Here is a 25321-nt window from a genome sequence, read left to right on the forward strand (position 1 = left end):
GAAGGTGCGCAAAATGCGATGATCTGACAAATCACGGGTATAGAATGAAAATATCGATCTACATTATTTGTCGGGGCATTAGATCGATTTTCTTGGATTGATCTATGTGCTATGAATTGATAAATGCGTTTTAGTAACAGTCACATTCTCATGTATCTGTAATGTGAATCGACTGGTCTAATTTAAGCATTATTTACTGGCAAGCCAATTGCGTAAATCTTCTTTAGTCAGTGGTCTCGCATACAAATAACCTTGCGCTAAATGGCAGCCAAAAGACATTAGGGTATCAGCCTGATGTTCAGTTTCTACACCCTCGGCAATGACTTTAATGTTTAAACTTTGACTAAGTTGTACGATCATCTTAGCAATATTGCCTTCGCCAGATTTACTGCCGATCTCATTCACAAACGCACGATCAATTTTGAGTTTGTCGACATTCAGTTTCTGTAAGTGACTGAGCGAAGAGAAGCCAGTGCCAAAGTCATCAATCGATACTTGTGCGCCGAGTTGTTTAATTTGATGTAGTGTTTGAATTAGCAAGGCGGGATCGGTCATTGCCATTGACTCGGTGATTTCCAATTCAACGCAATGTGCCGGTGCTTTGGTGTCGGCCAGCGCGCGCTTTAAACTATCGAGGAAAAGTGGATGAGAGAATTGCGCTTGAGATACATTCACCGCCATTTTGAATTCGGTGAAACCGAGCTTGTGTAATTCCATTAACTCGAAACATGCGCTACGCAAGACCCACTCACCGATATCGACAATTAATCCAGAATATTCTGCAATTGGAATAAATTGATCCGGTGGTACAAATTGACCATCTTCGGTTTTCCAGCGCAATAGAGCTTCAGCACCAACTGCGCGCTCTGTGCGCATATCAATTTGTGGTTGGTACACGACGAACAGACGTTCATTTTCAAATGCAGCACGAAGCGCATGCATCATGCGTACGCGTTCTCGAATCTCAACACCCATATCGACAGTGAAATAGCTGAACGATGATCGTTGATGCGATTTCGCGCGTTTCAGTGCAATATTCGTATCCTTTAACGCATCTGAGCTACCACCATCGTAATTGCCAAGACGTACCAAGCCGATTGTTGACGAGAGTTGAACTTCTTGTTGATCAACGTTGAATGGCAACTGAAAGACGTTTGAAATATTTTCTGGATAAACGAGGTTTTCGTGACCCAGCAGGGCAAAGGTATCACCGCCGACTCTGGCTAAATGGCAGGCTGCGCCAAAATGATCTAATAAACGTTTCGCAACCGCGCACAGCAACATATCACCAAATTGATGACCTAAAGCATCGTTGGTTTCTGCGAAATGGTCGATGTCGATTAAACACAAGACACTCTTGTCTCGATTTGATGCAGTCAATGTATCGGTTAATGTTTGCAGTAATTTGAGGCGGTTGGCTAAGCCAGTCAGCGGATCAAAATAAGCGTATTTATGCAGCCGAGATGTGAGCATTACATTGTTGAGTCCGACCGTCACGTTGCTACAAAAAACGTCAAGTAGGCGCTTTTCTAAATCGTTAATCGGTGTTTGTAAATAAACCGCAATATTTCTTTGCCCCACGTTTTCAAAAAACAATACGGTTGCATCTGCACCAAAAATATTCTTTTTGTTGGTGATGCTTTCTTGAAGTGTTTGGTGCAATTCTGGCTGCTGAATTCGCCCGATTTTTTGCTCAATACCATTAGCAAAACTGTGGCTGCCAGCGATGATTGTGAAGTCAAGCGCACCTGTTTCTGCATCGCTATCATCTGAACTGCAAATTAAGCCTTCAACTTTTCTACCAAACAAGATATTCAGTTGTTGCAATACGCTGGAAGCAAAATTTTGCAAACCTTTTTGCGACATCAGCTCAGTACTGGCGTTAACGATGAGCTCTAATCCGCGCTGATTTGCGGTGATAGCACAAATTTGTTCATAAGAACGAATTGCTGAAGTGACCGTGGTGTAGAGTTTTGTTCTAGTAAGTTCGGATTTGGTTTTGTAGTCATTGATGTCGTAGTCGCGAATGGCATCAATTTCAGGAGCATAGCCAGGTTGACCTGTGCGTAAGATAATGCGGACATCGTGCATGCCTAAAGTTTTTCGAACATAATTGACTAAATTCAGGCCTGCATCTTCTTTCTCCATCACGACATCAAGCAAAATGACGGCGATGTTTGATTCTTGCGCCAAAATCTGTCTTGCTTCTGATGCGGAGTAGGCGTGTAAAAAACTAAGAGAGCGGTTTTGGATTTCAAGATTGCCCAGCGCGAACATCGTGGCAGAGTGCACATCCGGATCATCGTCGATAATCATGACACGCCAACTTGGCAAAGGAGTATTGGTGTCGTTTAAGTGCTCGGCACTTAACTCGTCCATGAATACTAGCGCATCGTCATTCGCATGCATTTCGCTCATCTTTGTTTATGCTCCCTAGCGGTGACATGTCGTCTTTTAAGTTATTTTATAACTGCATCATTTAGTCATGATGAGTGTTGCTCCAGTATAAAACAACTAGTGCAAAATAAAGTGTTGGTTTGGTGCAAATGTACTGTTTAAATTTGATTTTTCTATTAAACGATCATACGCACCTAGTCTTATCTCTGAAGAATTGGGTTAAGGCTGATAAAATGTGTTTAATTTTTACACCTCTATAGCGAAAAAATATGTCTGGAAATACCTTTGGTAGCTTATTTACGGTGACCACTTTCGGAGAATCTCATGGTCCGGCGATTGGTTGTATTGTTGACGGTTGTCCTCCGGGATTGGAGTTGTCTATCGAAGATATTCAACCAGATTTGGATAGAAGGCGGCCAGGGACTTCACGCCACGTTACGCAGAGGCAGGAGCCTGATACGGTCGAAATATTATCTGGTGTGTATGAAGGTAAAACCACAGGCACTCCGATCGCCTTGATGATTCGAAATCAAGATCAACGTAGTAAAGATTATGGCAATATTGTGGAGACCTTTAGGCCAGGACATGCTGATTTTGCCTACTGGCATAAATATGGCATCCGCGATCCTCGCGGTGGTGGACGATCTTCTGCAAGGTTAACCGCGCCTGTTGTTGCGGCAGCAGCAATCGCAAAGAAGTGGCTATTTCAAAAATTTGGTACAACATTCAATGGTGCTATGACTCAGCTGGGTGAGATTGCTATTCCATTCGAATCTTGGGCTCACACTTCTGAGAATCCTTTCTTTGCTGCGACGTCAGATGCAGCCTTGATCGCACGTCTTGAAGATTTTATGGATCAACTACGTAGAGTTGGTGATTCTATTGGCGCGCGCATCGACGTTGTTGCGAATAATGTGCCAGTTGGCTTGGGTGAACCGATTTACGATAAGCTCGATGCAGAAATCGCCTATGCGATGATGGGCATTAATGCAGTCAAAGGCGTAGAAATCGGTGCTGGCTTTGCTTCTATATCGCAGCGCGGTTCCGAACACGGTGATGAAATTACATCAACTGGATTCCTTACCAATAATTCGGGTGGAATTTTGGGTGGGATTTCTACTGGTCAGGAAATCCGTGTTTCTATGGCGATCAAGCCAACTTCTTCAATTCGCGTTCCTAAACAGTCGATTGATAAGCAAGGAAATTCAGTGATGGTTGAAACTTTTGGGCGTCACGATCCTTGTGTTGGTATTCGTGCTACTCCGATCGCAGAAGCTATGTTGGCACTGGTATTGATGGACCATGTTTTGCGCCATAGAGCGCAGTGTGGTGATGTCAGTGTTGCGTAAGAATGGTATGGTCGGAGCGAAGTATGATTTACATATTTCGTCCCATTTTGAGAAAAATGTTTCAAAATAAACGATGGTGATTTGTCTGAATCGCGCAAATTTTTGTGTTTATATTCTGCATTTGTGATTTTTAGCAAATTTTATTTTGAGAAAAATGCTTTTAAAATGATCGTATAAGCGGTTTTGCGTTGCACAATTGTGGCATAATCAAAAGCTGTTTTTAGCTTTATGAATTCTTTAATTTCAGGCACCGATTATGGCCAAAACGCTTTACGATAAACTTTGGGAATCGCATGTAGTGCATACCGAAGATGATGGAACTGCAATTCTTTATATTGATCGTCATCTTTTACACGAAGTCACCAGTCCTCAGGCCTTTGAAGGTCTTAAACTAGCAGGTCGTCAACCTTGGCGAACCTCCGCAAATCTGGTCGTGGCTGATCACAATGTTCCAACCACCAATCGGCAAGGTGGAATCGTTGATCCTACTTCACGATTGCAGGTCGAGACGCTTGATACGAACGCTAAACAATACGGATTAACCTACTTTGCAATGAATGATTTGCGTCAAGGCATCGTTCATGTCATTGGCCCAGAGCAGGGGGCAACTTTGCCTGGTATGACAGTGGTTTGTGGCGATTCACATACTTCAACCCATGGTGCATTTGCTTGTTTGGCACATGGGATTGGCACTTCTGAAGTTGAGCATGTGCTGGCAACGCAAACTTTACTCGCAAAGAAATCAAAGTCGATGTTGATTCGAGTCGATGGCGATACACCAGCAGGTGTAACGGCAAAAGATATCGTATTGGCGATCATCGGAAAAATTGGCACCGCTGGCGGCACCGGATATGCAATCGAATTTGCTGGCGATGCGATCGCGCGACTTTCTATGGAAGGGCGCATGACGGTCTGCAATATGGCGATTGAGGCTGGCGCACGCGCTGGCATGATTGCGGTTGATCAAACGACCATCGATTATGTAAAAGGACGACCTTTTAGCCCCAAAAACCACGATTGGGAAAAGGCGGTAGCGTACTGGAACACATTGCACAGCGATGACGGTGCCCAGTTTGATGCAGTAGTTACCTTGAATGCGCAAGATATTCAGCCACAAGTAACTTGGGGTACCTCACCGGAGATGGTGGTTGCGATTGATGGTCAAACTCCAGATCCACAAAATGAATTAGATCCGGTTAAGCGGGATGCAATTGAAAAGGCGCTCGCTTACATGGATTTGCAGCCGAATATGCCAATGAGTGCGATTCAGATTGATAAAGTATTTATTGGTTCTTGTACTAACTCTCGTATCGAGGATTTACGTGCTGCGGCACAGGTGGTTGCGGGTAAAACACGTGCTTCCAATGTGAAGTTGGCGATGGTGGTGCCGGGTTCTGGGTTGGTTAAGCAGCAAGCCGAGCAAGAGGGGTTGGATAAAATCTTTACTGCGGCAGGATTCGAATGGCGCGAGCCTGGTTGCTCTATGTGTTTGGCAATGAATGCTGATCGCTTGGAGCCTGGCGAGCGATGTGCTTCGACATCGAATCGGAATTTTGAAGGTCGCCAAGGACAGGGTGGACGTACCCATTTAGTATCGCCAGAGATGGCTGCTGCCGCAGGTATTGCAGGCCATTTTGTCGATGTACGCAATTTCGCGTAATTTATTCATGAACGGAAATTGAAAATGAAAAAAATCACTACATTCATCACTATCTCGTTAATCTTGATGGGCTTAGCCGGTTGCAATACGATTCAAGGTATCGGTAAAGATGTCAAGAAAGCAGGCGAAGTGGTTGAGAGCGCTGGAAAAAAATAGTCATGAATAAATTTACTTTGCTGCATGGCCTAGTCGCTCCTTTGGATCGTGCGAATGTCGATACAGATGCGATCATTCCTAAACAGTTTCTGAAGTCGATTCAACGAACAGGATTTGGTCCTAATTTGTTCGACGAGTGGCGCTATTTGGATCGAGGTGAACCTGGTGTTGATAACAGCAAACGGCCCTTGAATCCCGAGTTTGTGCTGAATCAAGAGCGTTATCGTGGTGCTTCTATTCTCTTGACTCGCCAAAATTTTGGCTGCGGGTCTTCGCGTGAGCACGCACCTTGGGCGCTGGAGCAGTATGGTTTTCGCGTGATTATTGCGCCGAGTTTTGCTGACATCTTTTTTAATAATTGCTTTAAAAATGGTTTGCTTCCTATCGTGCTAAACGAGGCTGTGATTGATCGTTTGTTTAATCAGCTTAGTGTGCAAGAAGGATTTGAGTTAACTGTTGATTTGGAAAGACAGCAGGTGATTGTCCGCGCTACAGGGGAAGCCTTTGAGTTTGAGGTTGACGCTTTTCGAAAGTATTGCCTATTAAATGGTTTGGATGACATTGGTCTAACCTTGGTGCATGCCGACAAAATTCGTGCTTTTGAAAAGCGAAGGATGTCAGAGCAACCCTGGCTTGCAAATACCATTTAGTTTTATTGATCAAAATATTTTTTGTTAAAGACAAGCATGAAAATTGCAATTTTACCGGGTGACGGCATTGGTCCTGAAATCGTCGATCAGGCCGTAAAAGTTTTAAAAGCCTTGGGCGAGCCCTTTGAGATGGAATTCGCTCCGGTTGGTGGTGCTGGTTACGAGGCAGCGGGTCATCCCTTGCCAGAATCGACTTTGAAATTGGCAAAAGAAGCTGATGCAGTTTTGTTTGGTGCAGTCGGTGATTGGAAGTACGATACTTTAGATCGGCCGTTACGTCCGGAGCAGGCGATTTTAGGCTTGCGTAAAAATTTGAATTTATTTGCGAATTTACGTCCAGCGATTTTGTATCCCGAATTAGCAGGCGCTTCGACCTTGAAGCCTGAAGTGGTTTCTGGTTTGGATATTTTGATTATTCGTGAGCTGACAGGCGATATTTATTTTGGACAACCGCGCGGTGTTCGTGAATGTCCAGATGGCCCATTTAAAGGTCAGCGAGAAGGCTTTGATACGATGCGTTATGCAGAAGGTGAAATTCGACGCATTGCACATGTCGCGTTTCAAGCAGCGCGTAAGCGTAATAAGCGACTCACTAGCGTTGATAAAGCAAATGTGTTGGAAACTTTCCAGTTCTGGAAAGACATCATGATTGATGTGCATAAAGAGTATCCTGATGTGGCATTGGATCACATGTATGTTGATAACGCGGCGATGCAATTGGTGCGTGCGCCTAAGAAATTTGATGTCATGGTTACTGGTAATATGTTTGGCGATATTTTGTCAGATGCTGCCGCGATGTTGACTGGTTCAATTGGCATGTTACCTTCGGCATCGCTTGATGCAAACAATAAAGGTTTGTACGAACCGTCGCATGGTTCCGCGCCCGATATTGCTGGCAAAGGTATCGCGAATCCGTTGGCAACAATTTTATCAGCCGCAATGATGTTGCGCTATTCTTTGGGTAAGGCAGAGCAAGCTGATCGTATCGAAGCAGCGGTGAAAAAAGTATTGACACAAGGCTTGCGTACGGCCGATATCTTTGAAGATGGATGTAGTAAAGTTGGTACCTCGGAAATGGGCGATGCGGTTGTGAATGCTTTAGGTTGATTTTTATGTGAAACAGGGAGACCTGTAATTTTTAGGGAAAGATGATGAAACTAGTTGGTTTGGTCGGTTGGCGTGGAATGGTTGGTTCCGTACTCATGCAGCGTATGCAGGAAGAGGGCGATTTTGCTCATATAGAACCAGTGTTTTTTTCAACTTCTAACACCGGTGGCGCAGCGCCAACGATGGCAAAGAATGAAAAAACATTGAAAGACGCAAATGATATTGAAGCGCTCAAAAAGTGCGACATTATTATTACCTGCCAAGGTGGTGACTACACCTCTGAAATTTTTCCTAAGTTACGTGGCGCTGGCTGGAGTGGTTTTTGGATCGATGCAGCATCGACATTGCGTATGGAAGATGACGCCATTATCGTGTTAGATCCTGTCAATTTAGACGTGATTAAGAATGCGATGAGCCGTGGTGTGAAGAACTATGTCGGTGGTAATTGCACAGTTTCTTGTATGCTGATGGGCTTGGGTGGCTTGTTCCAGCATGGTTTAGTTGAGTGGATGTCTTCGATGACTTACCAAGCGGCATCTGGTGGTGGTGCGCAACACATGCGCGAATTGCTGACTCAGTTTGGTTCTATCAATGCTGAAGTGAAAGCTTTGCTTGACGATCCAGCGGCAGCAATTTTAGAAATTGATCGCAAGGTTTTGGCGAAGCAACATAATTTTAGTGCAGATGAGACCAAGCAATTTGGCGTTCCTTTGGCTGGCAACTTAATCCCTTGGATCGATAAAGATTTGCACAACGGCGTTTCTAAAGAGGAATGGAAAGCCGGCGTTGAAACAAACAAAATTCTGGGTCTGGGTGAAGCATTTGGATCTAAAGCAATTCCAGTAGACGGTTTATGTGTTCGCATCGGTGCAATGCGCTGTCATTCTCAAGCATTGACAATCAAATTAACCAAAGACGTGCCGTTAGACGAAATTACCGATATGCTCGCGCAAAACAATCCTTGGGCTAAGGTCGTACCGAATACGCGTGAAGATTCGATGCGTGACTTAACGCCAGCGGCAGTCACGGGTGGTTTGACAATTCCTGTAGGTCGTTTGCGTAAAATGCAAATGGGCGGCGATTATTTGTCCGCTTTCACTGTCGGTGATCAATTGCTTTGGGGGGCGGCTGAGCCATTACGTCGTATGCTTCGAATTTTGATCGAAAAATAAAGTAACTTTATTTGTCAAAGGTTGCAATAAAAAAGGAATGAACTTCATTCCTTTTTTTTATTTGTTTATTTTATTGTTGCTGAAAATTGTCTAGTGGTAACAACGAATTGGCTATGAAAGTGCTAATTCCGCTCTTAATGTATTTACCATATCTAGAATTCACGTTAAGCTTGCGCGACAAGTAGGGTAATGTTATCTTCGGCTAACATACCTTTCGTTTGAGCAATTTTGCTTGATTCAGCAGCAATTTTGTGTTGACTAAATTTCCCAGGAAATGTTCTAAAAATGCATAATTACAAACACTTACCGATAAGTTTTTTGGGAAGTAAGATGCTTAAAGCAGCAGCCTTAACTTCATTACTTGTCTTCTCAAATGCATATGCCACGGGCTTGGGAAAGTTAACAGTACTATCCTCACTTGGTCAGCCGCTCAGGGCAGAAATAGAGTTGACTTCACCAAATAAAGAGGAAATCAATTCTCTGGTGCCGAAATTGGCGTCAATTGAAGCTTTTAGACAAGCGAATATCGAGTTTAACCCAGCATTGTTGTCTTTGCGCTTCGCTGTTGAACAGCGTGGCAACTCCTATATTATCCGCGTCACTTCGACGCAAGCCATGAATGAGCCTTGGGTTGATTTTCTTTTGGAAATGAATGCGAGTAATGGCAAATTAGTTCGTGAATATACTTTTTTGTTAGATCCAGTTGACTTATCGACAGGCCAATCTGCGCAAGTGGTAAATCCAAGTGGTTCTAGTGCAAAAAGTCTTGCTTCAGGCCAGATCGCAAGCGCAGAGCCAAAGGCGAAAGTTTTAACTGCCAATCAAGAGTCTGAAAGCATAAAAAAAACGCCAATTAAAAGTACTGCTCCTAGTAAATCTGCCAATGCGGATGGTCGCCAATATCGGGTGAAACCAGGCGATACCTTGATGCGTATTGCTTCGTCAAATTTGAATGGCGTTTCGTTAGATCAAATGCTAGTAAGTATTTACCGCGCGAATCCACAAGCGTTCGTTGGCGACAATATGAATCGTCTCAAGGCAGGACAGATTTTGACGATTCCTGAAACTGAGGAAGCGAAAGTCAGTTCAAGTAGCGAAGCTCGTCAAGTGGTGCAAACACACTCAGCAAATTTTAATGCGTACAGAAATAAGCTTGCTGGCCAAGTTTTAACGGCTCCAGCAGAATCTATCGCCCAGAAGAAACAAGCCGCTAGTGGTGCAATCACTGCAAAAGTGAAGGAAGTGCCAACTGCCGCAAATGAATCGCTCGATAAGTTAAAATTGTCAAAAGTAGCCGAAGCTGGAGTTAAAAGTGCACCTGCAAAAGGGTTTTCAGAAGAAGATCGTATTGCTAAAGATAAGGCACTTGCAGAAGCCAATGCAAGAGTTAAAGAGTTAGAGAAAAATGTTGGTGAGTTAAATAAGTTGTTGGCGATGCCATCCAAAACAGCTGCGCCAGCGGTTGCGAGTGCCGCAAGTGCTTCCAGCGCATCGAAAGCGAGTGAAGTTGCTTCTGCATCGAAACCTGCTGCAATGAGTGCATCAGCATCTGCTGCTTCAGTTGCAACAAGTACAGCATCAAGTGCAGTATCAAGTGCAAGCAAAGCTGAGAGTGCGTCTGCATCAAGTACTCAAGTTGCTAGCGCTGCTAGTGCTGCGGCAAGTGCAGCGAAGCCTAAGCGCACGCCACCGCCTCCGCCACCAGTAGTTGAGGAAGAATCCTCATGGTTTGATTCTAAATATTTAATCGCAGCTGGTTTGCTGGCTGCGCTGGGTGGTGCAATCGGCATTTATTCTTCGCGTAAGAAAAAGGTATCTCATCAGTTTGAAGATAGTATATTGACTGGATCTAGCCTAAAGGCAAACTCCATGTTCGGTTCTACTGGCGGGCAAAGTGTTGATACCAATAATAGTGTATTCAATTCGAATTTTGCGCCTTCAGCTAGTCAGCTAGATGCGAATGAAGTTGATCCGGTAGCTGAGGCAGATGTGTATATCGCTTATGGACGAGATTCTCAAGCAGAAGAAATTCTGAAGGAAGCATTGAAGACACAGCCAGATCGTCACGCGGTACGCCTAAAACTCTTAGAGATTTATTTTGGTCGCAAAGATTTGCGATCATTTGAGTTGTTTGCTGGTGAGTTGTACGGCATGACCCGTGGTGAAGGTGAGGACTGGGGGCAAGCTGCTTCAATGGGTATTTCCTTGGATCCAAATAATCCATTGTATGCTGGCGCAAGTGCGCAGCTCGAAGCTTATGCTGGTGCAGGCTTGGGTCAGCCAACTCAACCACTGGAAGATCTCGACCCAGAAGCCTTGTTGGAAAATTCCTTGTCAGAGGATATGTTGGAGTCGATCAGTATTATTGACACTGCGTCTGCACTATCGGATGAGGCAGCAAATGAGAATGATAAATCCGAATCAGCTCAAGCATCTTTAGATGATGGTTTGGACTTTGATTTGGATATCGCAGAAAAGCAAGATGACCAGAGTGAATCGGAAGAGTTCCCAGTTACTTTGCCTGAAATTGATGCGGTAAGTTCAATTAAGCCGCCAGTCGAAGAAGAAATGCCAGTGATCGACTTCGGGTCTATCGATTTCGACTTGGGTGGAGATGATCCAGTTGAAGCTGCGCCTGCTGTTCAGGAGCCAGTGGAGTTGGCATTATCAAACGAAAGTCCAGCGATTGAGGCGCAAGAGGAGTTTGATATTGGGTCCTTGGATTTTGTGTCAGTAGATGAAGTTCAAGAACCAATTAAAGAAGCACCGCTGATGATGCAAGAAGAGGTTAAGTTAGATTTCGGTTTGGATGCGGCAGACGCGGCGCCAATAGAATCAGTCGATTCTGTTGAAGATGTTTCGCCTTATAATGCGGAGATGGCAACTAAGCTTGATTTGGCTGTCGCTTACCGTGAAATCGGCGATAAAGAAGGCGCTAGAGAATTGTTAGATGAAGTGATTAAGGGCGGATCTAGCGAGCAAGTTGATAAAGCGAAAAAAATGCTCGAAGAGTTGAGCTAGAAATTATATTTGCAAACTAAAAGGGCGCTGCATGTTGTCAGCGCCCATTTTTATTTTAAGCGCAGCGGATTGATGTCATTGAATAGAATTATTTTGGGTGTTGAATACCAAGGAACTGCTTATCAAGGCTGGCAGACGCAGCCCAATGGCAATACCGTGCAAGATATCTTGGAAGTAGCGTTGCAGAAATTTTCAAAGAGCCCAATTCAGACCATGTGCGCTGGGCGTACAGATGCGGGTGTGCATGCGATTGAACAAGTTGTTCATCTTGATACCCCATTACAGCGTGAGATGTATTCTTGGGTGAATGGTGTGAATGCTTTCTTGCCGCCAGATATTGCGGTACGTTGGGCAAAGGAAATTCAAGTGGATGAACAGGATGAGAATGCTTTTCATGCGCGATTCAGTGCGTATTCACGCACGTATCATTATCTGTTGCATAACTCGAGTATTCGCTCTCCAACCTGGTCTGGAAGAGCTGGGTGGTTTTTTAGACCTCTGAACTTAGAGCCTATGCGTGAAGCAGCCGAATATTTGTTAGGGGAGCGCGACTTTACCGTGTTTCGAGCTGCTGCATGTCAGGCAAAATCGCCAGTGAAGCACATGTACGAAATAAAAATTCGTCAACAAGGAGAGCTAATTGTGTTCAGTTTGCGTGCGAATGCATTTTTGCATCACATGGTGAGAAATATTGTCGGTTCTTTGATTTTTGTTGGAATGGGGCGCAGAGACCCAGTATGGATTCGAGAATTGTTAGAGTCTAGAGACCGAAGTTTGTCTGCCCCAACATTTATGCCAGATGGTCTGTATCTCGCAAAGATTGATTACGAGGATAAATGGGACTTGCCACCAGCACGATGTGAGAATCTCCCATACGGATTGTCGTTTTAGTTCCAGTTTAAATTGTCCTACTCACTGCTTTTAAGTTTAGCTAAGTTGTAAGCTTTTGATCTTGCTTGAAGGAATTTGAGACAGGTGTAGGTGAAATCCGGTAAAATGTTGTTTTTGCATAACCCAATTTTTAGGCGCTAGCCTGGGGAAATTGCCCAGTATTGGCGCCTTTTTTGTAATCGGTTTTAGTCTATCTAATGAATAACATTCGTAATTTTTCAATTATTGCTCATATTGATCACGGTAAGTCGACTTTGGCGGACCGTATTATTCAGCTGTGCGGTGGTCTGTCCGACCGTGAGATGGAAGCACAGGTTCTCGATTCTATGGACATTGAGCGTGAGCGTGGAATTACGATTAAAGCGCAGACTGCAGCGTTGCAGTATAAGGCGCTCGATGGTCAAATGTACAATTTGAATTTGATCGATACACCTGGACACGTCGACTTTAGTTACGAAGTGAGTCGTTCTCTATCCGCTTGTGAAGGTGCTTTACTCGTTGTAGATGCATCGCAAGGTGTTGAAGCGCAAACTGTGGCGAATTGCTACACTGCGATTGAGCTAGGTGTGGAAGTTGTACCTGTTTTAAATAAAATTGATTTGCCTTCCGCTGACCCCGATAACGCCATTAATGAAATTGAGGAGGTAATCGGGATTGAAGCCAGTGACGCGGTGCATTGTTCTGCCAAAACAGGCTTTGGTGTTCGTGATATTTTGGAATCCTTAATTCAGAAAGTACCACCGCCACAAGGTGATCCAGATGCGCCTTTACAAGCCCTGATTATTGATTCATGGTTTGATAATTATGTTGGCGTTGTGATGTTGGTACGTATCGTAAACGGTACTTTGCGTCCAAAAGATAAAATTTTGTTCATGGCGACTGAAGCGCAGCATTTGGTTGAAAGTGTCGGTGTGTTTACACCAAAGTCGCTCAGCCGTAGTGAATTGTCCGCGGGACAAGTGGGCTTTATTATTGCGGGTATCAAAGAATTAAAAGCCGCTAAAGTCGGTGACACGATCACCACAGTGGGGCGCGTTGCTGCCGAACCTCTGCCAGGTTTTAAAGAAGTTCAACCGCAGGTGTTTGCAGGCTTGTTCCCAGTTGAAGCTAATCAATATGATGCATTGCGAGACTCACTTGAAAAGTTAAAACTCAATGATGCTGCGCTGATGTACGAGCCTGAAGTATCGCAGGCCTTGGGATTTGGATTCCGTTGCGGCTTCCTTGGCTTGTTGCACATGGAAATTGTGCAAGAGCGATTAGAGCGTGAGTTTGATATGGATCTCATTACGACAGCGCCAACTGTCGTGTATGAAGTTGAGATGGGTGATGGCACTGTGTTGATGGTGGATAACCCATCAAAGATGCCAGATCCGTCGAAGATCGAAGAGATTCGCGAGCCGATCGTAACCGTAAATTTGTACATGCCGCAAGAGTATGTCGGTTCAGTGATTACGCTTTGTACTTCTAAGCGTGGTGTGCAAATGGATATGAGTTATCACGGACGTCAAGTTAAGTTAACTTATGAAATGCCGATGGCGGAAATCGTGTTGGATTTCTTTGATCGTTTGAAATCGACGTCACGTGGTTACGCCTCTATGGACTATGAGTTCAAAGAGTATCGTGCTTCAGATGTGGTTAAAGTTGATATGCTGATCAACAGCGAAAAGGTCGATGCCTTAGCGATTATCGTTCATCGTGCCAATGCGCATTATCGAGGCCGCGCAGTTGCCGCTAAGATGCGCGAGTTGATCCCACGCCAAATGTTTGACGTGGCAATCCAAGCTGCGATTGGTGCCAATATTATTTCACGTGAAAATGTGAAAGCTTTGCGTAAGAACGTCTTGGCGAAGTGCTACGGTGGTGATATCAGCCGTAAGCGCAAGTTACTTGAGAAACAAAAAGCAGGTAAGAAGCGTATGAAACAAGTGGGCTCTGTGGAGATTCCACAAGAAGCATTTTTGGCAATTTTGCAGGTGGAAGAGAAATGAGTTTTCAATCCTTAATCAGCAATTTTGCTTTGATTCTATTTGTTTTGATGGTGGTTACGGGTGTAATCTGGGCTTTCGATCGCTTTGTCTTATTACCTAAGCGAAAAGCAAATGTTTCTGCTGCTTTGCAAGAGTTGGAAAAAAACGGCAATTTGGATCAGGCAAGCCGTTCTCAATTGGAAGCGAGTATGATGCGTCAACCAGTATGGGTTGAGTATTCCGGTAGTTTCTTTCCTGTGATTGCCTTAGTTTTTGTATTGCGTTCATTCCTGTTTGAACCCTTTAAGATCCCATCGGGTTCAATGTTGCCAACGCTGTATGTTGGTGACTTTATTTTGGTGAATAAGTTTACTTACGGTATTCGACTTCCTATCCTAGATAAAAAGATCATTTCCGTAAATGAGCCTCAGAGAGGTGATGTGATGGTGTTTAGGTTTCCAAAAGATCCGAGCCAAAACTATATTAAGCGGATTGTCGGACTACCTGGCGATACTGTTGTTTACAAAAACAAAAAATTAATTGTGAATGGTGTCGAAAGTCAATACGAGTCGCAACCTGAATTTCTACATGAAGGACCACAGCTGAGTTATTCAAAGCAATTTAATGAAAAGTCTGGCAGTTTGACGCATCGTATTCTCAACGATGATGATCGTCCAGCCGGTATCGCAATGTTTGGTGAAGCAAATTTTCCCTATGCCGATCAATGTATTTATGAAATTGAGGGAGTTACTTGTAAAGTTCCTGCTGGTCATTATTTTATGATGGGTGATAATCGAGACAACAGTCAAGATAGTCGTTTTTGGGGTTTTGTGCCTGATCAGAATATCGTCGGTAAAGCTTTTTTCATTTGGATGAATTTCAGTGATTTAAAGAGAGTTGGTAGTTTTCAATAAAATTGGAGAAATACGATGTGTACATATCAACAATTAGCTCGCCCCAAAAGTCGTGGAATGTCTTTAGTTGGATTGATATTTGTTCTTGGCATTTTGGCTGTATTAGTCGTTTTGGCATCAAAAATTGCGCCGACCGTGATTGAATACATGTCGATAAAGAAGGCAATTACCTCGGTTAAGTTGTTGAATAGTAATTCTGCCTCTGAAATTCAGTCCGCGTTTAACAAACAGGCTGACGTTGGTTATATTACGTCGATTACAGGTCGAGATTTGATTATTGAGAAGAGCGAGACTGGTTTAGAAATCGGATTTTTTTATACTAAAAAAATTCCATTGGTAGGTCCGGCAAGTTTGTTGCTGGAATACCAAGGAAGTACGGCGAAAAATTCACAGCCTCAAAAGAAACAGGAATAAGTTGGCTTTATGAACGAACAGTTGTTGCAAAAGCGTTTGGGGCACCAATTTAATGATGTTGCACTTTTGCAGCAAGCATTGACACACCGCAGTCATAGCGTCTCTCACAATGAGCGTCTTGAGTTTCTGGGAGACTCTATCCTTAACTGTGTCGTTGCATCGATTTTGTTTGATACATTTGATAGTATCGACGAGGGGGATTTGTCGCGAGTGCGTGCAAATTTGGTGAAGCAACAATCACTGTTTGAGATTGCGCAAAAAATGGAGCTTTCTCAATTTTTGCGACTTGGTGAAGGCGAATTAAAGTCAGGCGGTTTCCGCCGACCATCGATATTGGCCGACACACTAGAGGCTTTATTTGGAGCGATTTATCTCGATGCCGGATTTGAAGCCGCACGCAAAGTGATCAAGTCCTTGTATGAGCCAATCTTGGTCTCGGTTGATCCTACTACTTTGGGTAAAGATGCGAAAACTCTATTGCAAGAATTCTTGCAGAGTAAGAAGATTGCTTTGCCTCAGTACAATGTAGTTGCCACGCATGGCGCTGCACATAATCAAGAATTTGAGATTGAGTGTCTGGTTCCGAAATTAGAGGTGCAAGTGTTTGGTACCGGCGGTAGTCGCCGCGCAGGCGAACAAGCTGCAGCTAAATTGGCTTTGGAAACAGTTGTTAAGTTGTTGTCAAAAACGCCCACCAACAAAAAATCAAAACCACGCACTTCGCAATTGAAGTTAGCAGGTATAGCGACGATACAATCGACTGCTGCTGCGAATGATCAAAAGCAAACCGCGCAATCGATTGTGAATCAGCACGATGAGCAATTGTCTTTGGATGTTTCACTTCCGCTGACCATACAAAAGTAAATTGATGATTAATGAAATTTTAGAAAATCCTGAATATCGCTGTGGCTATATCGCGATAGTTGGACGTCCTAATGTCGGCAAATCGACTTTGATGAATGCCTTGATTGGAGCAAAGGTAAGTATTACTTCGCGCAAGGCGCAGACTACGCGTCACCGTATTACCGGGATTCAGACCAAAGATCAAACACAATACGTGTATGTGGATACGCCAGGATTTCAGACACGTCACTCGAATCCACTTAATCGTACTTTGAATCGCACAGTCACGAATACCCTGATGGCATCGGACGTTATTTTGTTTATTATTGAAGCAGGTACGTTTGGGCAGGCTGATCAGCAGGTCATTGATCTGTTACCAAAAAATGTGCCATGTATTTTGGTGATTAATAAGTCCGATAGAGTAAAAGATAAAGCGATTTTGATGCCATTTGCGCAGAAAGTGATGTCTTTGTTCCCATTTGCGGCAGTCGTTCCTGTGTCAGCGACACTTAAATTTCAATTAGATAATCTGGAACGCGAGACGCGTAAGTATTTGCCATTAAATCCGCCTATTTTTGGTGAGGACGACATTACTGATCGCAGTGAGAAGTTTTTGGCGACTGAGATTGTGCGCGAAAAATTGTTCCGGTTTGTTGGTGATGAATTGCCTTATACAAGTACTGTATTGATCGAGAAATTTGAGCAAGAAGGAAATTTGCGCCGCGTATTCGTCGCCATTTTGGTCGATAGAGATGGACACAAATCGATGGTAATTGGTAACAAAGGTGCTCGCCTCAAAGATATTTCGACACAGTCGCGACAAGACATGGAAAAATTGTTCGGTGGCCCTGTGTATTTGGAAATCTGGGTGAAAGTGAAATCTGGATGGGCCGATAACGAAGCAGGTTTGCGTGCCTACGGTTACGAGTAAGCGCATTCCATCAGTGAGATATGATTGAATAAAGAAGTCAAAGTCGTGCTTACGAATCCTAAACGTAGGACACGCACCAGCGAACGTAATGCTACTAATCAAAGTGCGTTCGTAACTCCGTCGCGAACTAACAAAGAGCTTCGCATTCTTCATCAGCCCGGTTTTGTGCTGCATTCTTATCCCTACAAGGAAACTAGTCTTATTGTAGATGTCTTTACTCGAGAGTTTGGACGGGTTTCGCTTGTTGCAAAAGGCGCAAAGCGTCCGACTTCAGCCTTGCGCAGCGTTTTACAGACTTTTCAGCCATTAAATATTTCTTGGACAGGAAAATCCGAGGTTCGTACTTTGACTGCTGCAGAGTGGGTTGGGGGAATGTTGCCGCTAGAGAAATCTGCTCTGTTGTGTGGCTTTTATCTTAATGAGCTCTTGGTAAAGTTCTTGTTGCGTGATGAGATAAGTGTGACGCTATTTGACTTGTATGTGTCGAGCTTGAACCAACTCGCGCATAATGAAGCGCCAGCTATTGTATTGCGTAAGTTCGAGCTTATACTCTTGCAGCAGGCTGGATTATTAGGTGATCTGACTTATTGTATTAACACGCGTGGCAGTGTTGTTCCAGACGAATCGTATGTGCTGGAACCGGGTGTGGGGGTTCGTCAAGTGGGCGAAGTTGAACAAATTCCAAATGTCAGAGGTAAGACTTTGCTAGATATGTCGATTGGCAATTATGCTGATCCGCAAACACAAGCGCAAAGCAAACAATTGATGCGATTTTTGCTGCACTATCATTTGCATGGCGTTCCGCTGAATACACGTCAAATTTTAATTGATTTACATAAGCTATGAATATACACGGACAAACACAGACTATTGATCTGGGCGTTAATATCGATCATGTGGCAACGCTTAGAAATGCGCGTGGCACTATTTATCCAGAGCCTTTGAAAGCGGCACTGTTAGCCGAAGAAGCAGGTGCAGATTGTATTACTTTGCATTTGCGCGAAGATCGACGTCACATCAAAGATCGCGATGTGGAAGAAATTCGCCCACGTTTATTAACGCGCATGAATTTGGAAGCGGCAGTGACGCCAGAGATGATTGATTTTGCTTGTCGAATCAAACCACAAGATGTGTGCTTGGTGCCCGAGCGAAGAGAAGAAGTTACGACTGAAGGTGGCTTAGATGTAATTCGTTACTACAAACAAGTTGAAGTCGCTTGTAAGCAATTGACGCAAGAAGGGATACGCGTCAGCTTGTTTATTGATGCGGATAATCAGCAGATTCAAGCGGCGAAAGACATTGGCGCGCCAGTGATTGAACTCCATACTGGACGTTATGCAGATGCGACCTTAGATACCGAGCAAGAGCGGGAACTTGCTCGCATTGCGAAGGGCGTTGATTTTGCATTGAGTTTGGGTTTGAAAGTAAATGCCGGTCATGGATTGCATTACACAAATACCCAAGCGATTGCAGCGATTCGCGGAATTTCTGAGCTGAACATTGGTCATGCCATTGTTGCGCAGGCGGTTTTTGTTGGCTGGCAAAAAGCAATCTCTGATATGAAAGCCTTAATGGTAAAGGCGCGATTGGACGCTAAATGATATTCGGAATTGGTACCGATATCATCAAGATTTCGCGTATTCAAGCAGCGTTGGAGCGTCATCCACACCGATTTGTAAAAAGAATTCTCGGTACTGATGAGCAATTAGTTTATCAAGAACGCGCGGCGCAATCTTCGCGTCGTGCAGTTTTGTACTTGGCAACGCGTTTTGCGGCGAAAGAGGCTTTCGCAAAAGCGATAGGATTGGGTGTGCGGCATCCGATGAACTGGTATTCAGTTCAGATTTGTAGTGATCAAATTGGTAGGCCGCACTTTCAATGTGAAGGTGAATTGCTGGCTTGGATGCAAGCTCGTTCGCTGGTCGCACATTTATCCATTTCAGATGAAGACGAGTTTGCTATCGCCTATGTGATTGTCGAACAAGATGTGCCAAGAGGCTTAAATGAGTAAAGCAAGCGTATCTAATACCTCCGAATCGACGTTGGATAATGTGCTTGCATTAGTCGCTGCACTACCAAATTTGCCCGGTGTGTATCGCTACTTTGATACGAATGATCAGGTTTTGTACGTAGGCAAAGCGCGTGATTTAAAAAAACGTGTTTCTAGTTATTTTCAAAAAAATCTGAGCAGTCCGCGAATAGCCATGATGGTAGCGAAGATTGCGCGTCTCGAAACTACCGTTACTCGAAGTGAAGCTGAGGCTTTAATCCTCGAAAATAATTTGATTAAAGCACTCAAGCCTCGCTATAACATTTTATTTCGTGACGATAAATCTTATCCCTATCTAAAAATTACGCAGGAGAAGACGCCGCGTATGACTTATTTTCGCGGCGCAATTGATAAGAAACATCATTATTTTGGGCCGTTCCCGTCCGCCTGGGCGGTGAAAGAGTCGATGCAGTTGTTGCAGAAGATATTTCTTTTGCGTAGTTGTGAAGATAGTGTGTTTTCGAATCGAACCCGCCCCTGTCTGCTGCACCAAATTCAGCGTTGTAGTGCACCGTGTGTCGATTTGATTTCTGCAGAGGATTATCAATCTGATGTTGAGGATGCATCGAATTTTTTACGTGGTCGTCAATCTATTGTTTTAGCGAAGCTAGAACAGAAGATGCTGGGATATGCGCAAAATCTGGCATTTGAAAAAGCTGCGGTGGTGCGTAATCAAATGTCTGCATTGTCAAAAATTCTGCATCAACAAAGTATGGAGCTCGCGGGCGACGCGGATATTGATATCGTCGCGGTAGTCGTAGAAGGAGGTCGTGCTTGTGTGAATTTGGCGATGGTCAGAGGTGGCCGCCATTTGGGTGACCGATCTTATTTTCCAAGTCATCTCGAGTTGCTTCAAACAACGCCGAACGATGGAATAGAAAAAGAAGTGATGATCGCCTTTATGGCACAGCATTACATCGATCAATTTATTCCTCATCAAATTATTTTGAATGTCGAAATTGATGCGCCAGAATTGATGCTCGCATTAATGGAGCAGTGTGGGCATAAGATTCATCTGAGTTTTCAGCCACAAGAAACCAAGCGCGCGTGGTTAGATATGGCAGAGAAGGGCGCTCGACTTGCTTTGGCTCGCGCATTATCTGAACAAGGTACTCAGCAGTTGCGCACAAAAGCATTGCTCGATGTGATGGAGCTTGAGATCGCTGACATAGATTTATTTCGCATCGAATGTTTTGATATCAGTCACACGCAGGGTGAGGCAACGCAAGCTTCTTGTGTCGTCTTTCATCACCATGCCATGCAAAACAGTGAATACCGTCGTTTTAATATTCAAAATATCACGCCTGGCGATGATTATGCGGCGATGCGTCAAGTGATTTATCGTCGATTTGAAAAGTTTGCGAATACTGCAGAAGAGTCATCTGATCTGCAGGCGATTATGCCGGATATCGTGTTGATTGATGGTGGCAAAGGGCAGGTTGAGGTAGCTCGTCAAGTGTTCGTTGAACTCGGTCTTGATACCAGCATTATTGTGGGTGTCGCAAAAGGCGAAGGGCGTAAGGTCGGTTTAGAAACATTAGTATTTGTCGATGGGCGAGAACCGAAAGAGCTGGGGAAAGAATCTGCAGCCTTAATGTTGATTGCTCAGATTCGAGACGAGGCCCACCGATTTGCGATTACTGGAATGCGAGCAAAGCGTGCCAAGGCTCGCCAAACTTCTAAGTTGGAAGATATCGATGGCATTGGACCAAAGCGTCGTCAAAAATTACTGGCGCGATTTGGCGGCATAAAAGGTGTTGAAGACGCAAGTGTAGAGGACCTAATGGCGGTGGATGGAATCTCTCGCGTTTTGGCGGAAGAAATTTATCAACGTCTGCGTTAATTGAGGCGGTTCATACGTAAATTTTTGATTTGCTTAGTTGAAATGTGAAATTATTTGTGTGAGTCTGTCTCAGGCAAAATATAATGTAGCGAAATCTCTATTGACCAATAAAAATGCCATTCAATTTCCCCATTCTATTAACATGGTTACGCGTTGCTCTTATCCCTCTGGTGGTAGGAGTTTTCTACTTGCCAGATTCGATTCTTTCTCCTTACGAAAAGAATCTTGCTGCGACATTGATTTTTATCGTTGCGGCGGTAACTGATTGGTTTGATGGATTTTTAGCTAGACGTTGGAATCAAACTTCAGCATTTGGTGCATTTTTAGATCCAGTCGCCGATAAATTGATGGTCGCTGGTGCACTCTTGGTACTTGTCCAATGGAATCGTGTCAACGCGGTAATTGCCTTCATTATTATTGGGCGCGAAATTACAATCTCTGCTTTACGTGAATGGATGGCGCAAATTGGTGCATCGAAATCGGTGGCGGTAAGTTCATTAGGGAAAATTAAAACAGCGGCTCAAATGATCGCTATTCCCATGCTGCTGTTTTACGGAGAGCTGTTTGGCTTCATAGATACGATATTGTGGGGACGTATATTGTTGTTGATCGCAGCAGTACTTACTGTATGGTCGATGTTTTACTATTTACAAAAAGCATGGCCCCTTATCAAAGAAAAAGCAGGAAATCTTATAGATCATAATTCTTGACAACTTTTGCAGGTGCTATATAATGCACGGCTGTTGTCGCAGCGCGGGAATAGCTCAGTTGGTAGAGCGCAACCTTGCCAAGGTTGAGGTCGAGAGTTCGAGACTCTTTTCCCGCTCCAAGTTTTTTGCGGTAATGATGTTTAAGTAGTGCAATGCGGGAATAGCTCAGTTGGTAGAGCGCAACCTTGCCAAGGTTGAGGTCGAGAGTTCGAGACTCTTTTCCCGCTCCAAGTTTTTTGCGGCAATGAAGTTTAGTATTGCAATGCGGGAATAGCTCAGTTGGTAGAGCGCAACCTTGCCAAGGTTGAGGTCGAGAGTTCGAGACTCTTTTCCCGCTCCAGATTCCGAAGGGAAGCACAGCTTCCCTTTTTTGTTCGAAAGTTGTTCCGCTTTTTGTTTATGGTGACTTAAGAGTCGACGTTCAAGCAAAATAGCAACCCTTGGCGGGGTAGCAAAGTGGTTATGCAGCGGCCTGCAAAGCCGTAGACGCCGGTTCGATCCCGACCCCCGCCTCCAAGAATTTTGATAGTTAAGTTTCGAACTATCATGAAGTAACAAGCTAGCAAATTGCTAGATGCAAGTTGAGTGCCCGAGTGGTGAAACTGGTAGACACATCGGACTTAAAATCCGCCGCTTTCCGTAAAAGGGGCGTGCCGGTTCAATTCCGGCCTCGGGCACCATTAGTATGTTTTAAGCAGTCCAAAGAAGTTTCGGTCTACGTGCCATATTAAAAATTTAAAAAAACCGCACTTTTAAGGAAGTGCGGTTTTTTTTTATCTGTTAAATTGGATTTTTCTTTGAGAGTTGATATGGAAGCGACAAAAGTAATTGAGTTTGAGCGTCCTCAGATGGATGTGGGTAGTAGTTGTGTTGCATCAGCTTGGGCGCGTGTGCCGGATATGCCAACAGCAGATGAAAAAGTACAATTAAAGAAGAAAATTGCAGATCTACTGAAAGAAAAGCAGGCCGTCTTGGTGGCGCATTATTATGTTGACTCTGATTTGCAGGATCTTGCTGAAGAAACGGGTGGGTGTGTTTCTGACTCCTTGGAAATGGCGCGTTTTGGGCGAGATCATGCAGCAAAAACTTTGGTTGTCGCTGGTGTGAAGTTTATGGGTGAGACAGCCAAAATTCTCAGCCCCGAAAAAACGATTTTAATGCCAGATATGGATGCTACTTGTTCATTGGATCTTGGTTGTGATCCTGCTGAATTTGCTGCGTTTTGTGATGAGTATCCTGATCGCACGGTCGTTGTGTATGCAAATACAAGTGCAGCGGTAAAGGCGCGTGCTGATTGGATGGTCACGTCGAGTGTGGGCTTGGATATTGTGGCCGATCTGCATGCACAAGGGAAAAAAATTCTGTGGGCTCCCGATAAACATTTGGGGAGTTATATCCAAAAACAGACTGGCGCTGATATGTTGCTGTGGCAAGGCTCATGCCTCGTTCACGATGAGTTTAAGGGTATCGAATTAGAGATTTTGAGGGAGTCTCATCCTGCTGCGAAGATTTTGGTGCATCCGGAATCTCCGGCGGCGGTAGTTGCTTTGGCAGACGTGGTCGGATCTACTTCCCAATTAATTAATGCTGCAAGAACTATGGATGCGCAAGAGTTTATCGTTGCGACTGATAATGGGATTTTGCATAAGATGCAAATGGCTGCGCCAAGCAAGAAATTTATTGTGGCGCCAACGGCGGGGAATAGTGCAACCTGTAAAAGCTGTGCGCATTGCCCTTGGATGGCGATGAACGGACTGCGTAATCTTTTGCATGTGTTAGAAACTGGTGAAAATCAAATCCAAGTTGATCCCGTCATTGGGCGAAAGGCAAAGTTGTCAATTGATCGTATGTTGGATTTCGCCGCTGCTCGAAAAACGAACGTGAAGGCGAGTGGTGATTTGGCTCAGGATGGAAAATTGTTTTCTGGTGTTGGCCCAGCATAAGGGATGTTATGAGTGTTCAAAATACAAATTTACAAAATGCATTTGCTCCTTTTGATTCGGATTTGTCGAAAGCACTAAGTGCGAGTGTTGCGCTTGCTTTGCTTGAAGATGTTGGAAGTGGTGACTTGACGGGTGAGCTTGTGCCGGCCGACGTGCAAGTTGTTGCGCATGTTTTGGTGCGTGAAGAGGCTGTGTTGTGTGGTGCGCCTTGGTTTGATGCTGTGATGTTTGCGCTTGATAGTTCGATTGTGATTGACTGGCAATATGCTGAAGGTGATCTGATGAGTGCGAATACGATCGTTTGTAAAATTCAAGCCCCAGCACGTAGTTTATTAACTGCGGAACGTAGTGCGCTCAATTTTATGCAATTGTTGTCGAGTGTTGCGACCGCTACTCGTCGCTATGTGAAATTAATTGAGGGAACATCTGCTGCTATTTTAGATACGCGTAAAACTTTACCGGGTATGCGTCTGGCGCAAAAATATGCGGTGCGTGTTGGCGGCGGTAAGAATCAGCGATTGGCTTTGTATGACGGAATTTTGATTAAGGAAAATCATATTGCTGCAGCGGGCGGTATTGCGTCAGCATTGCTCAGTGCAGGTGAGGTTGCAGCCAAATATGATCGTCAAATTAGTGTGCAAATTGAGGTTGAGTCTCTAGATGAATTGCGTCAAGCATTGGATGCAGGGGCGACTTCGATTCTATTGGATAATTTTACTACGTCAATGATGCGCGAGGCTGTGACTGTAAATTCTGGTCGCGCCTTGTTGGAGGCATCGGGTGGAGTGGATTTGACGTCAGTGCGTGCGATTGCTGAGACTGGTGTTGATCGTATTTCAATTGGTGCACTGACTAAAGATATTCGCGCGATTGATTTTTCATTACGGGTTCAATCTTAATTTGTATTTGATCTTGATGTAAAAGCGCTCCAATTGTGGAGCGTTTTTTTTATGGGAAGTTTTAAACGATTTATTCGAATTATTTAATTTATTCAGTATGGCGAAATAAGCCTTGCCAAGGAAGTGAAGGGTTTGCTATAGTTCGCCTCCCGTAGAAATGCGGGTGTGAAATAAGAGTAATGCAAGCAGTAAGACGTTGATTTTCCTGGTGTTTAAATCGAGTAGTAAGAAACGATTTAAGCGAAATAAAAAACAGGGGGTTGACGAGAAGTTGGAAGTGCTGCATAATCTCGTTTCTCTGCTGCTGACGAACACAACGCTTCGAAGCAAAAGCAGAAAAGAATTGAAGATCTTTAACAATTAACAGTCAATAAATGTGGGCACTTGATAGTGATAGCGAC

The 25321-nt window shown here is 44.1% G+C and carries 21 protein-coding genes and 5 tRNA genes; 25 read left to right on the forward strand and 1 reads right to left on the reverse strand.

Annotated elements, in window-relative coordinates; translation table 11 throughout:
• Window positions 1-189: 189 nt before the first annotated feature.
• Window positions 190-2418, reverse strand: a complete 2229-nt coding sequence (locus KDM92_RS17595) for a bifunctional diguanylate cyclase/phosphodiesterase (protein ID WP_230408415.1) — start codon at window positions 2416-2418, stop codon at window positions 190-192.
• Window positions 2419-2666: 248 nt separating this feature from the next.
• On the opposite strand from KDM92_RS17595, the gene aroC reads away from it, so the two are divergent.
• The 25 genes from aroC to nadC all read left to right on the forward strand — a co-directional run bounded on the left by aroC (window position 2667) and on the right by nadC (window position 24920).
• Complete coding sequence (aroC, locus tag KDM92_RS17600; RefSeq protein WP_212685681.1) at window positions 2667-3746, forward strand: chorismate synthase; 1080 nt, start codon at window positions 2667-2669, stop codon at window positions 3744-3746.
• 256 nt (window positions 3747-4002) lie between these two features.
• Window positions 4003-5406, forward strand: a complete 1404-nt coding sequence (gene leuC / locus KDM92_RS17605; RefSeq protein ID WP_212685682.1) for a 3-isopropylmalate dehydratase large subunit — start codon at window positions 4003-4005, stop codon at window positions 5404-5406.
• Window positions 5407-5430: 24 nt separating this feature from the next.
• The gene (locus KDM92_RS17610; protein ID WP_212685683.1) at window positions 5431-5562 is read left to right on the forward strand and encodes an entericidin A/B family lipoprotein; all 132 of its coding nucleotides are present in this window, start codon (window positions 5431-5433) and stop codon (window positions 5560-5562) included.
• A 2-nt stretch (window positions 5563-5564) separates the two neighbouring features.
• Window positions 5565-6212, forward strand: a complete 648-nt coding sequence (gene leuD, locus KDM92_RS17615; RefSeq protein WP_212685684.1) for a 3-isopropylmalate dehydratase small subunit — start codon at window positions 5565-5567, stop codon at window positions 6210-6212.
• Between the two features lie 36 nt (window positions 6213-6248).
• Entirely contained in the window at window positions 6249-7319 is a 1071-nt protein-coding gene (gene leuB / locus KDM92_RS17620; RefSeq protein ID WP_212685685.1) for a 3-isopropylmalate dehydrogenase, read from the forward strand.
• A 44-nt stretch (window positions 7320-7363) separates the two neighbouring features.
• Complete coding sequence (gene asd, locus KDM92_RS17625; protein ID WP_212685686.1) at window positions 7364-8491, forward strand: aspartate-semialdehyde dehydrogenase; 1128 nt, start codon at window positions 7364-7366, stop codon at window positions 8489-8491.
• Between the two features lie 330 nt (window positions 8492-8821).
• A complete protein-coding gene (locus KDM92_RS17630; protein WP_230408416.1) occupies window positions 8822-11512 on the forward strand; it encodes a motility hub landmark protein FimV in 2691 nt (896 codons plus the stop codon).
• Between the two features lie 72 nt (window positions 11513-11584).
• Window positions 11585-12403, forward strand: coding sequence for a tRNA pseudouridine(38-40) synthase TruA (gene truA / locus KDM92_RS17635; RefSeq protein WP_212685688.1), 819 nt, complete (start codon window positions 11585-11587; stop codon window positions 12401-12403).
• A 197-nt stretch (window positions 12404-12600) separates the two neighbouring features.
• Window positions 12601-14394, forward strand: a complete 1794-nt coding sequence (gene lepA / locus KDM92_RS17640; RefSeq protein ID WP_189346736.1) for a translation elongation factor 4 — start codon at window positions 12601-12603, stop codon at window positions 14392-14394.
• On the forward strand, window positions 14391-15287 hold the full coding sequence (gene lepB, locus KDM92_RS17645) for a signal peptidase I (RefSeq protein ID WP_212685689.1): 897 nt from the start codon (window positions 14391-14393) through the stop codon (window positions 15285-15287). Before lepA ends, lepB begins: the two co-directional genes overlap by 4 nt.
• A gap of 15 nt (window positions 15288-15302) precedes the next feature.
• Window positions 15303-15701: a DUF4845 domain-containing protein gene (locus KDM92_RS17650; RefSeq protein WP_212685690.1), complete on the forward strand. Its 399-nt coding sequence runs from the start codon at window positions 15303-15305 to the stop codon at window positions 15699-15701.
• A gap of 9 nt (window positions 15702-15710) precedes the next feature.
• On the forward strand, window positions 15711-16565 hold the full coding sequence (rnc, locus tag KDM92_RS17655; RefSeq protein WP_212685691.1) for a ribonuclease III: 855 nt from the start codon (window positions 15711-15713) through the stop codon (window positions 16563-16565).
• 4 nt (window positions 16566-16569) lie between these two features.
• Window positions 16570-17475, forward strand: coding sequence for a GTPase Era (gene era, locus KDM92_RS17660; protein ID WP_189346740.1), 906 nt, complete (start codon window positions 16570-16572; stop codon window positions 17473-17475).
• Window positions 17476-17499: 24 nt separating this feature from the next.
• Window positions 17500-18321, forward strand: a complete 822-nt coding sequence (gene recO, locus KDM92_RS17665) for a DNA repair protein RecO (protein ID WP_212685692.1) — start codon at window positions 17500-17502, stop codon at window positions 18319-18321.
• Window positions 18318-19076: a pyridoxine 5'-phosphate synthase gene (pdxJ, locus tag KDM92_RS17670; RefSeq protein WP_212685693.1), complete on the forward strand. Its 759-nt coding sequence runs from the start codon at window positions 18318-18320 to the stop codon at window positions 19074-19076. The genes recO and pdxJ overlap by 4 nt, the downstream gene beginning before the upstream one ends.
• Window positions 19073-19486 (forward strand): holo-ACP synthase, encoded by a 414-nt coding sequence (gene acpS, locus KDM92_RS17675; protein ID WP_212685694.1) that lies wholly within the window; start codon window positions 19073-19075, stop codon window positions 19484-19486. Before pdxJ ends, acpS begins: the two co-directional genes overlap by 4 nt.
• A complete protein-coding gene (gene uvrC / locus KDM92_RS17680; RefSeq protein WP_212685695.1) occupies window positions 19479-21368 on the forward strand; it encodes an excinuclease ABC subunit UvrC in 1890 nt (629 codons plus the stop codon). Before acpS ends, uvrC begins: the two co-directional genes overlap by 8 nt.
• Before the next feature lie 113 nt (window positions 21369-21481).
• Window positions 21482-22078 (forward strand): CDP-diacylglycerol--glycerol-3-phosphate 3-phosphatidyltransferase, encoded by a 597-nt coding sequence (gene pgsA / locus KDM92_RS17685; RefSeq protein WP_189346745.1) that lies wholly within the window; start codon window positions 21482-21484, stop codon window positions 22076-22078.
• A 43-nt stretch (window positions 22079-22121) separates the two neighbouring features.
• Window positions 22122-22197, forward strand: a tRNA-Gly gene (locus tag KDM92_RS17690).
• Window positions 22198-22232: 35 nt separating this feature from the next.
• Window positions 22233-22308: transfer RNA gene (locus KDM92_RS17695), tRNA-Gly, on the forward strand.
• Between the two features lie 34 nt (window positions 22309-22342).
• A tRNA-Gly gene (locus KDM92_RS17700) sits at window positions 22343-22418 on the forward strand.
• 102 nt (window positions 22419-22520) lie between these two features.
• A tRNA-Cys gene (locus KDM92_RS17705) sits at window positions 22521-22594 on the forward strand.
• Between the two features lie 71 nt (window positions 22595-22665).
• Window positions 22666-22758, forward strand: a tRNA-Leu gene (locus tag KDM92_RS17710).
• A 129-nt stretch (window positions 22759-22887) separates the two neighbouring features.
• Complete coding sequence (gene nadA, locus KDM92_RS17715; RefSeq protein WP_212685696.1) at window positions 22888-24021, forward strand: quinolinate synthase NadA; 1134 nt, start codon at window positions 22888-22890, stop codon at window positions 24019-24021.
• An 8-nt stretch (window positions 24022-24029) separates the two neighbouring features.
• Complete coding sequence (gene nadC, locus KDM92_RS17720; protein ID WP_212685697.1) at window positions 24030-24920, forward strand: carboxylating nicotinate-nucleotide diphosphorylase; 891 nt, start codon at window positions 24030-24032, stop codon at window positions 24918-24920.
• The last annotated feature ends 401 nt before the right edge of the window (window positions 24921-25321 follow it).

This window comes from Affinundibacterium baiyunense (genome assembly GCF_018139645.1).
GTDB classification, from domain to species: domain Bacteria; phylum Pseudomonadota; class Gammaproteobacteria; order Burkholderiales; family Burkholderiaceae_D; genus Undibacterium; species Undibacterium baiyunense.

What these genes read in the sequence shown, in the direction of transcription:
- lepB (WP_212685689.1), top strand. Translation starts at nt 14,391, where the DNA reads ATGAGTTTTCAATCCTTAATCAGCAATTTTGCTTTGATTCTATTTGTT.
- nadC (WP_212685697.1), top strand. Translation starts at nt 24,030, where the DNA reads ATGAGTGTTCAAAATACAAATTTACAAAATGCATTTGCTCCTTTTGAT.
- era (WP_189346740.1), top strand. Translation starts at nt 16,570, where the DNA reads ATGATTAATGAAATTTTAGAAAATCCTGAATATCGCTGTGGCTATATC.
- pdxJ (WP_212685693.1), top strand. Translation starts at nt 18,318, where the DNA reads ATGAATATACACGGACAAACACAGACTATTGATCTGGGCGTTAATATC.
- KDM92_RS17610 (WP_212685683.1), top strand. Translation starts at nt 5,431, where the DNA reads ATGAAAAAAATCACTACATTCATCACTATCTCGTTAATCTTGATGGGC.
- leuD (WP_212685684.1), top strand. Translation starts at nt 5,565, where the DNA reads ATGAATAAATTTACTTTGCTGCATGGCCTAGTCGCTCCTTTGGATCGT.
- asd (WP_212685686.1), top strand. Translation starts at nt 7,364, where the DNA reads ATGAAACTAGTTGGTTTGGTCGGTTGGCGTGGAATGGTTGGTTCCGTA.
- truA (WP_212685688.1), top strand. Translation starts at nt 11,585, where the DNA reads ATGTCATTGAATAGAATTATTTTGGGTGTTGAATACCAAGGAACTGCT.
- aroC (WP_212685681.1), top strand. Translation starts at nt 2,667, where the DNA reads ATGTCTGGAAATACCTTTGGTAGCTTATTTACGGTGACCACTTTCGGA.
- KDM92_RS17650 (WP_212685690.1), top strand. Translation starts at nt 15,303, where the DNA reads ATGTGTACATATCAACAATTAGCTCGCCCCAAAAGTCGTGGAATGTCT.
- leuC (WP_212685682.1), top strand. Translation starts at nt 4,003, where the DNA reads ATGGCCAAAACGCTTTACGATAAACTTTGGGAATCGCATGTAGTGCAT.
- lepA (WP_189346736.1), top strand. Translation starts at nt 12,601, where the DNA reads ATGAATAACATTCGTAATTTTTCAATTATTGCTCATATTGATCACGGT.
- rnc (WP_212685691.1), top strand. Translation starts at nt 15,711, where the DNA reads ATGAACGAACAGTTGTTGCAAAAGCGTTTGGGGCACCAATTTAATGAT.
- KDM92_RS17595 (WP_230408415.1), bottom strand. Translation starts at nt 2,418, where the DNA reads ATGAGCGAAATGCATGCGAATGACGATGCGCTAGTATTCATGGACGAG.
- nadA (WP_212685696.1), top strand. Translation starts at nt 22,888, where the DNA reads ATGGAAGCGACAAAAGTAATTGAGTTTGAGCGTCCTCAGATGGATGTG.
- uvrC (WP_212685695.1), top strand. Translation starts at nt 19,479, where the DNA reads ATGAGTAAAGCAAGCGTATCTAATACCTCCGAATCGACGTTGGATAAT.
- pgsA (WP_189346745.1), top strand. Translation starts at nt 21,482, where the DNA reads ATGCCATTCAATTTCCCCATTCTATTAACATGGTTACGCGTTGCTCTT.
- leuB (WP_212685685.1), top strand. Translation starts at nt 6,249, where the DNA reads ATGAAAATTGCAATTTTACCGGGTGACGGCATTGGTCCTGAAATCGTC.
- KDM92_RS17630 (WP_230408416.1), top strand. Translation starts at nt 8,822, where the DNA reads ATGCTTAAAGCAGCAGCCTTAACTTCATTACTTGTCTTCTCAAATGCA.
- acpS (WP_212685694.1), top strand. Translation starts at nt 19,073, where the DNA reads ATGATATTCGGAATTGGTACCGATATCATCAAGATTTCGCGTATTCAA.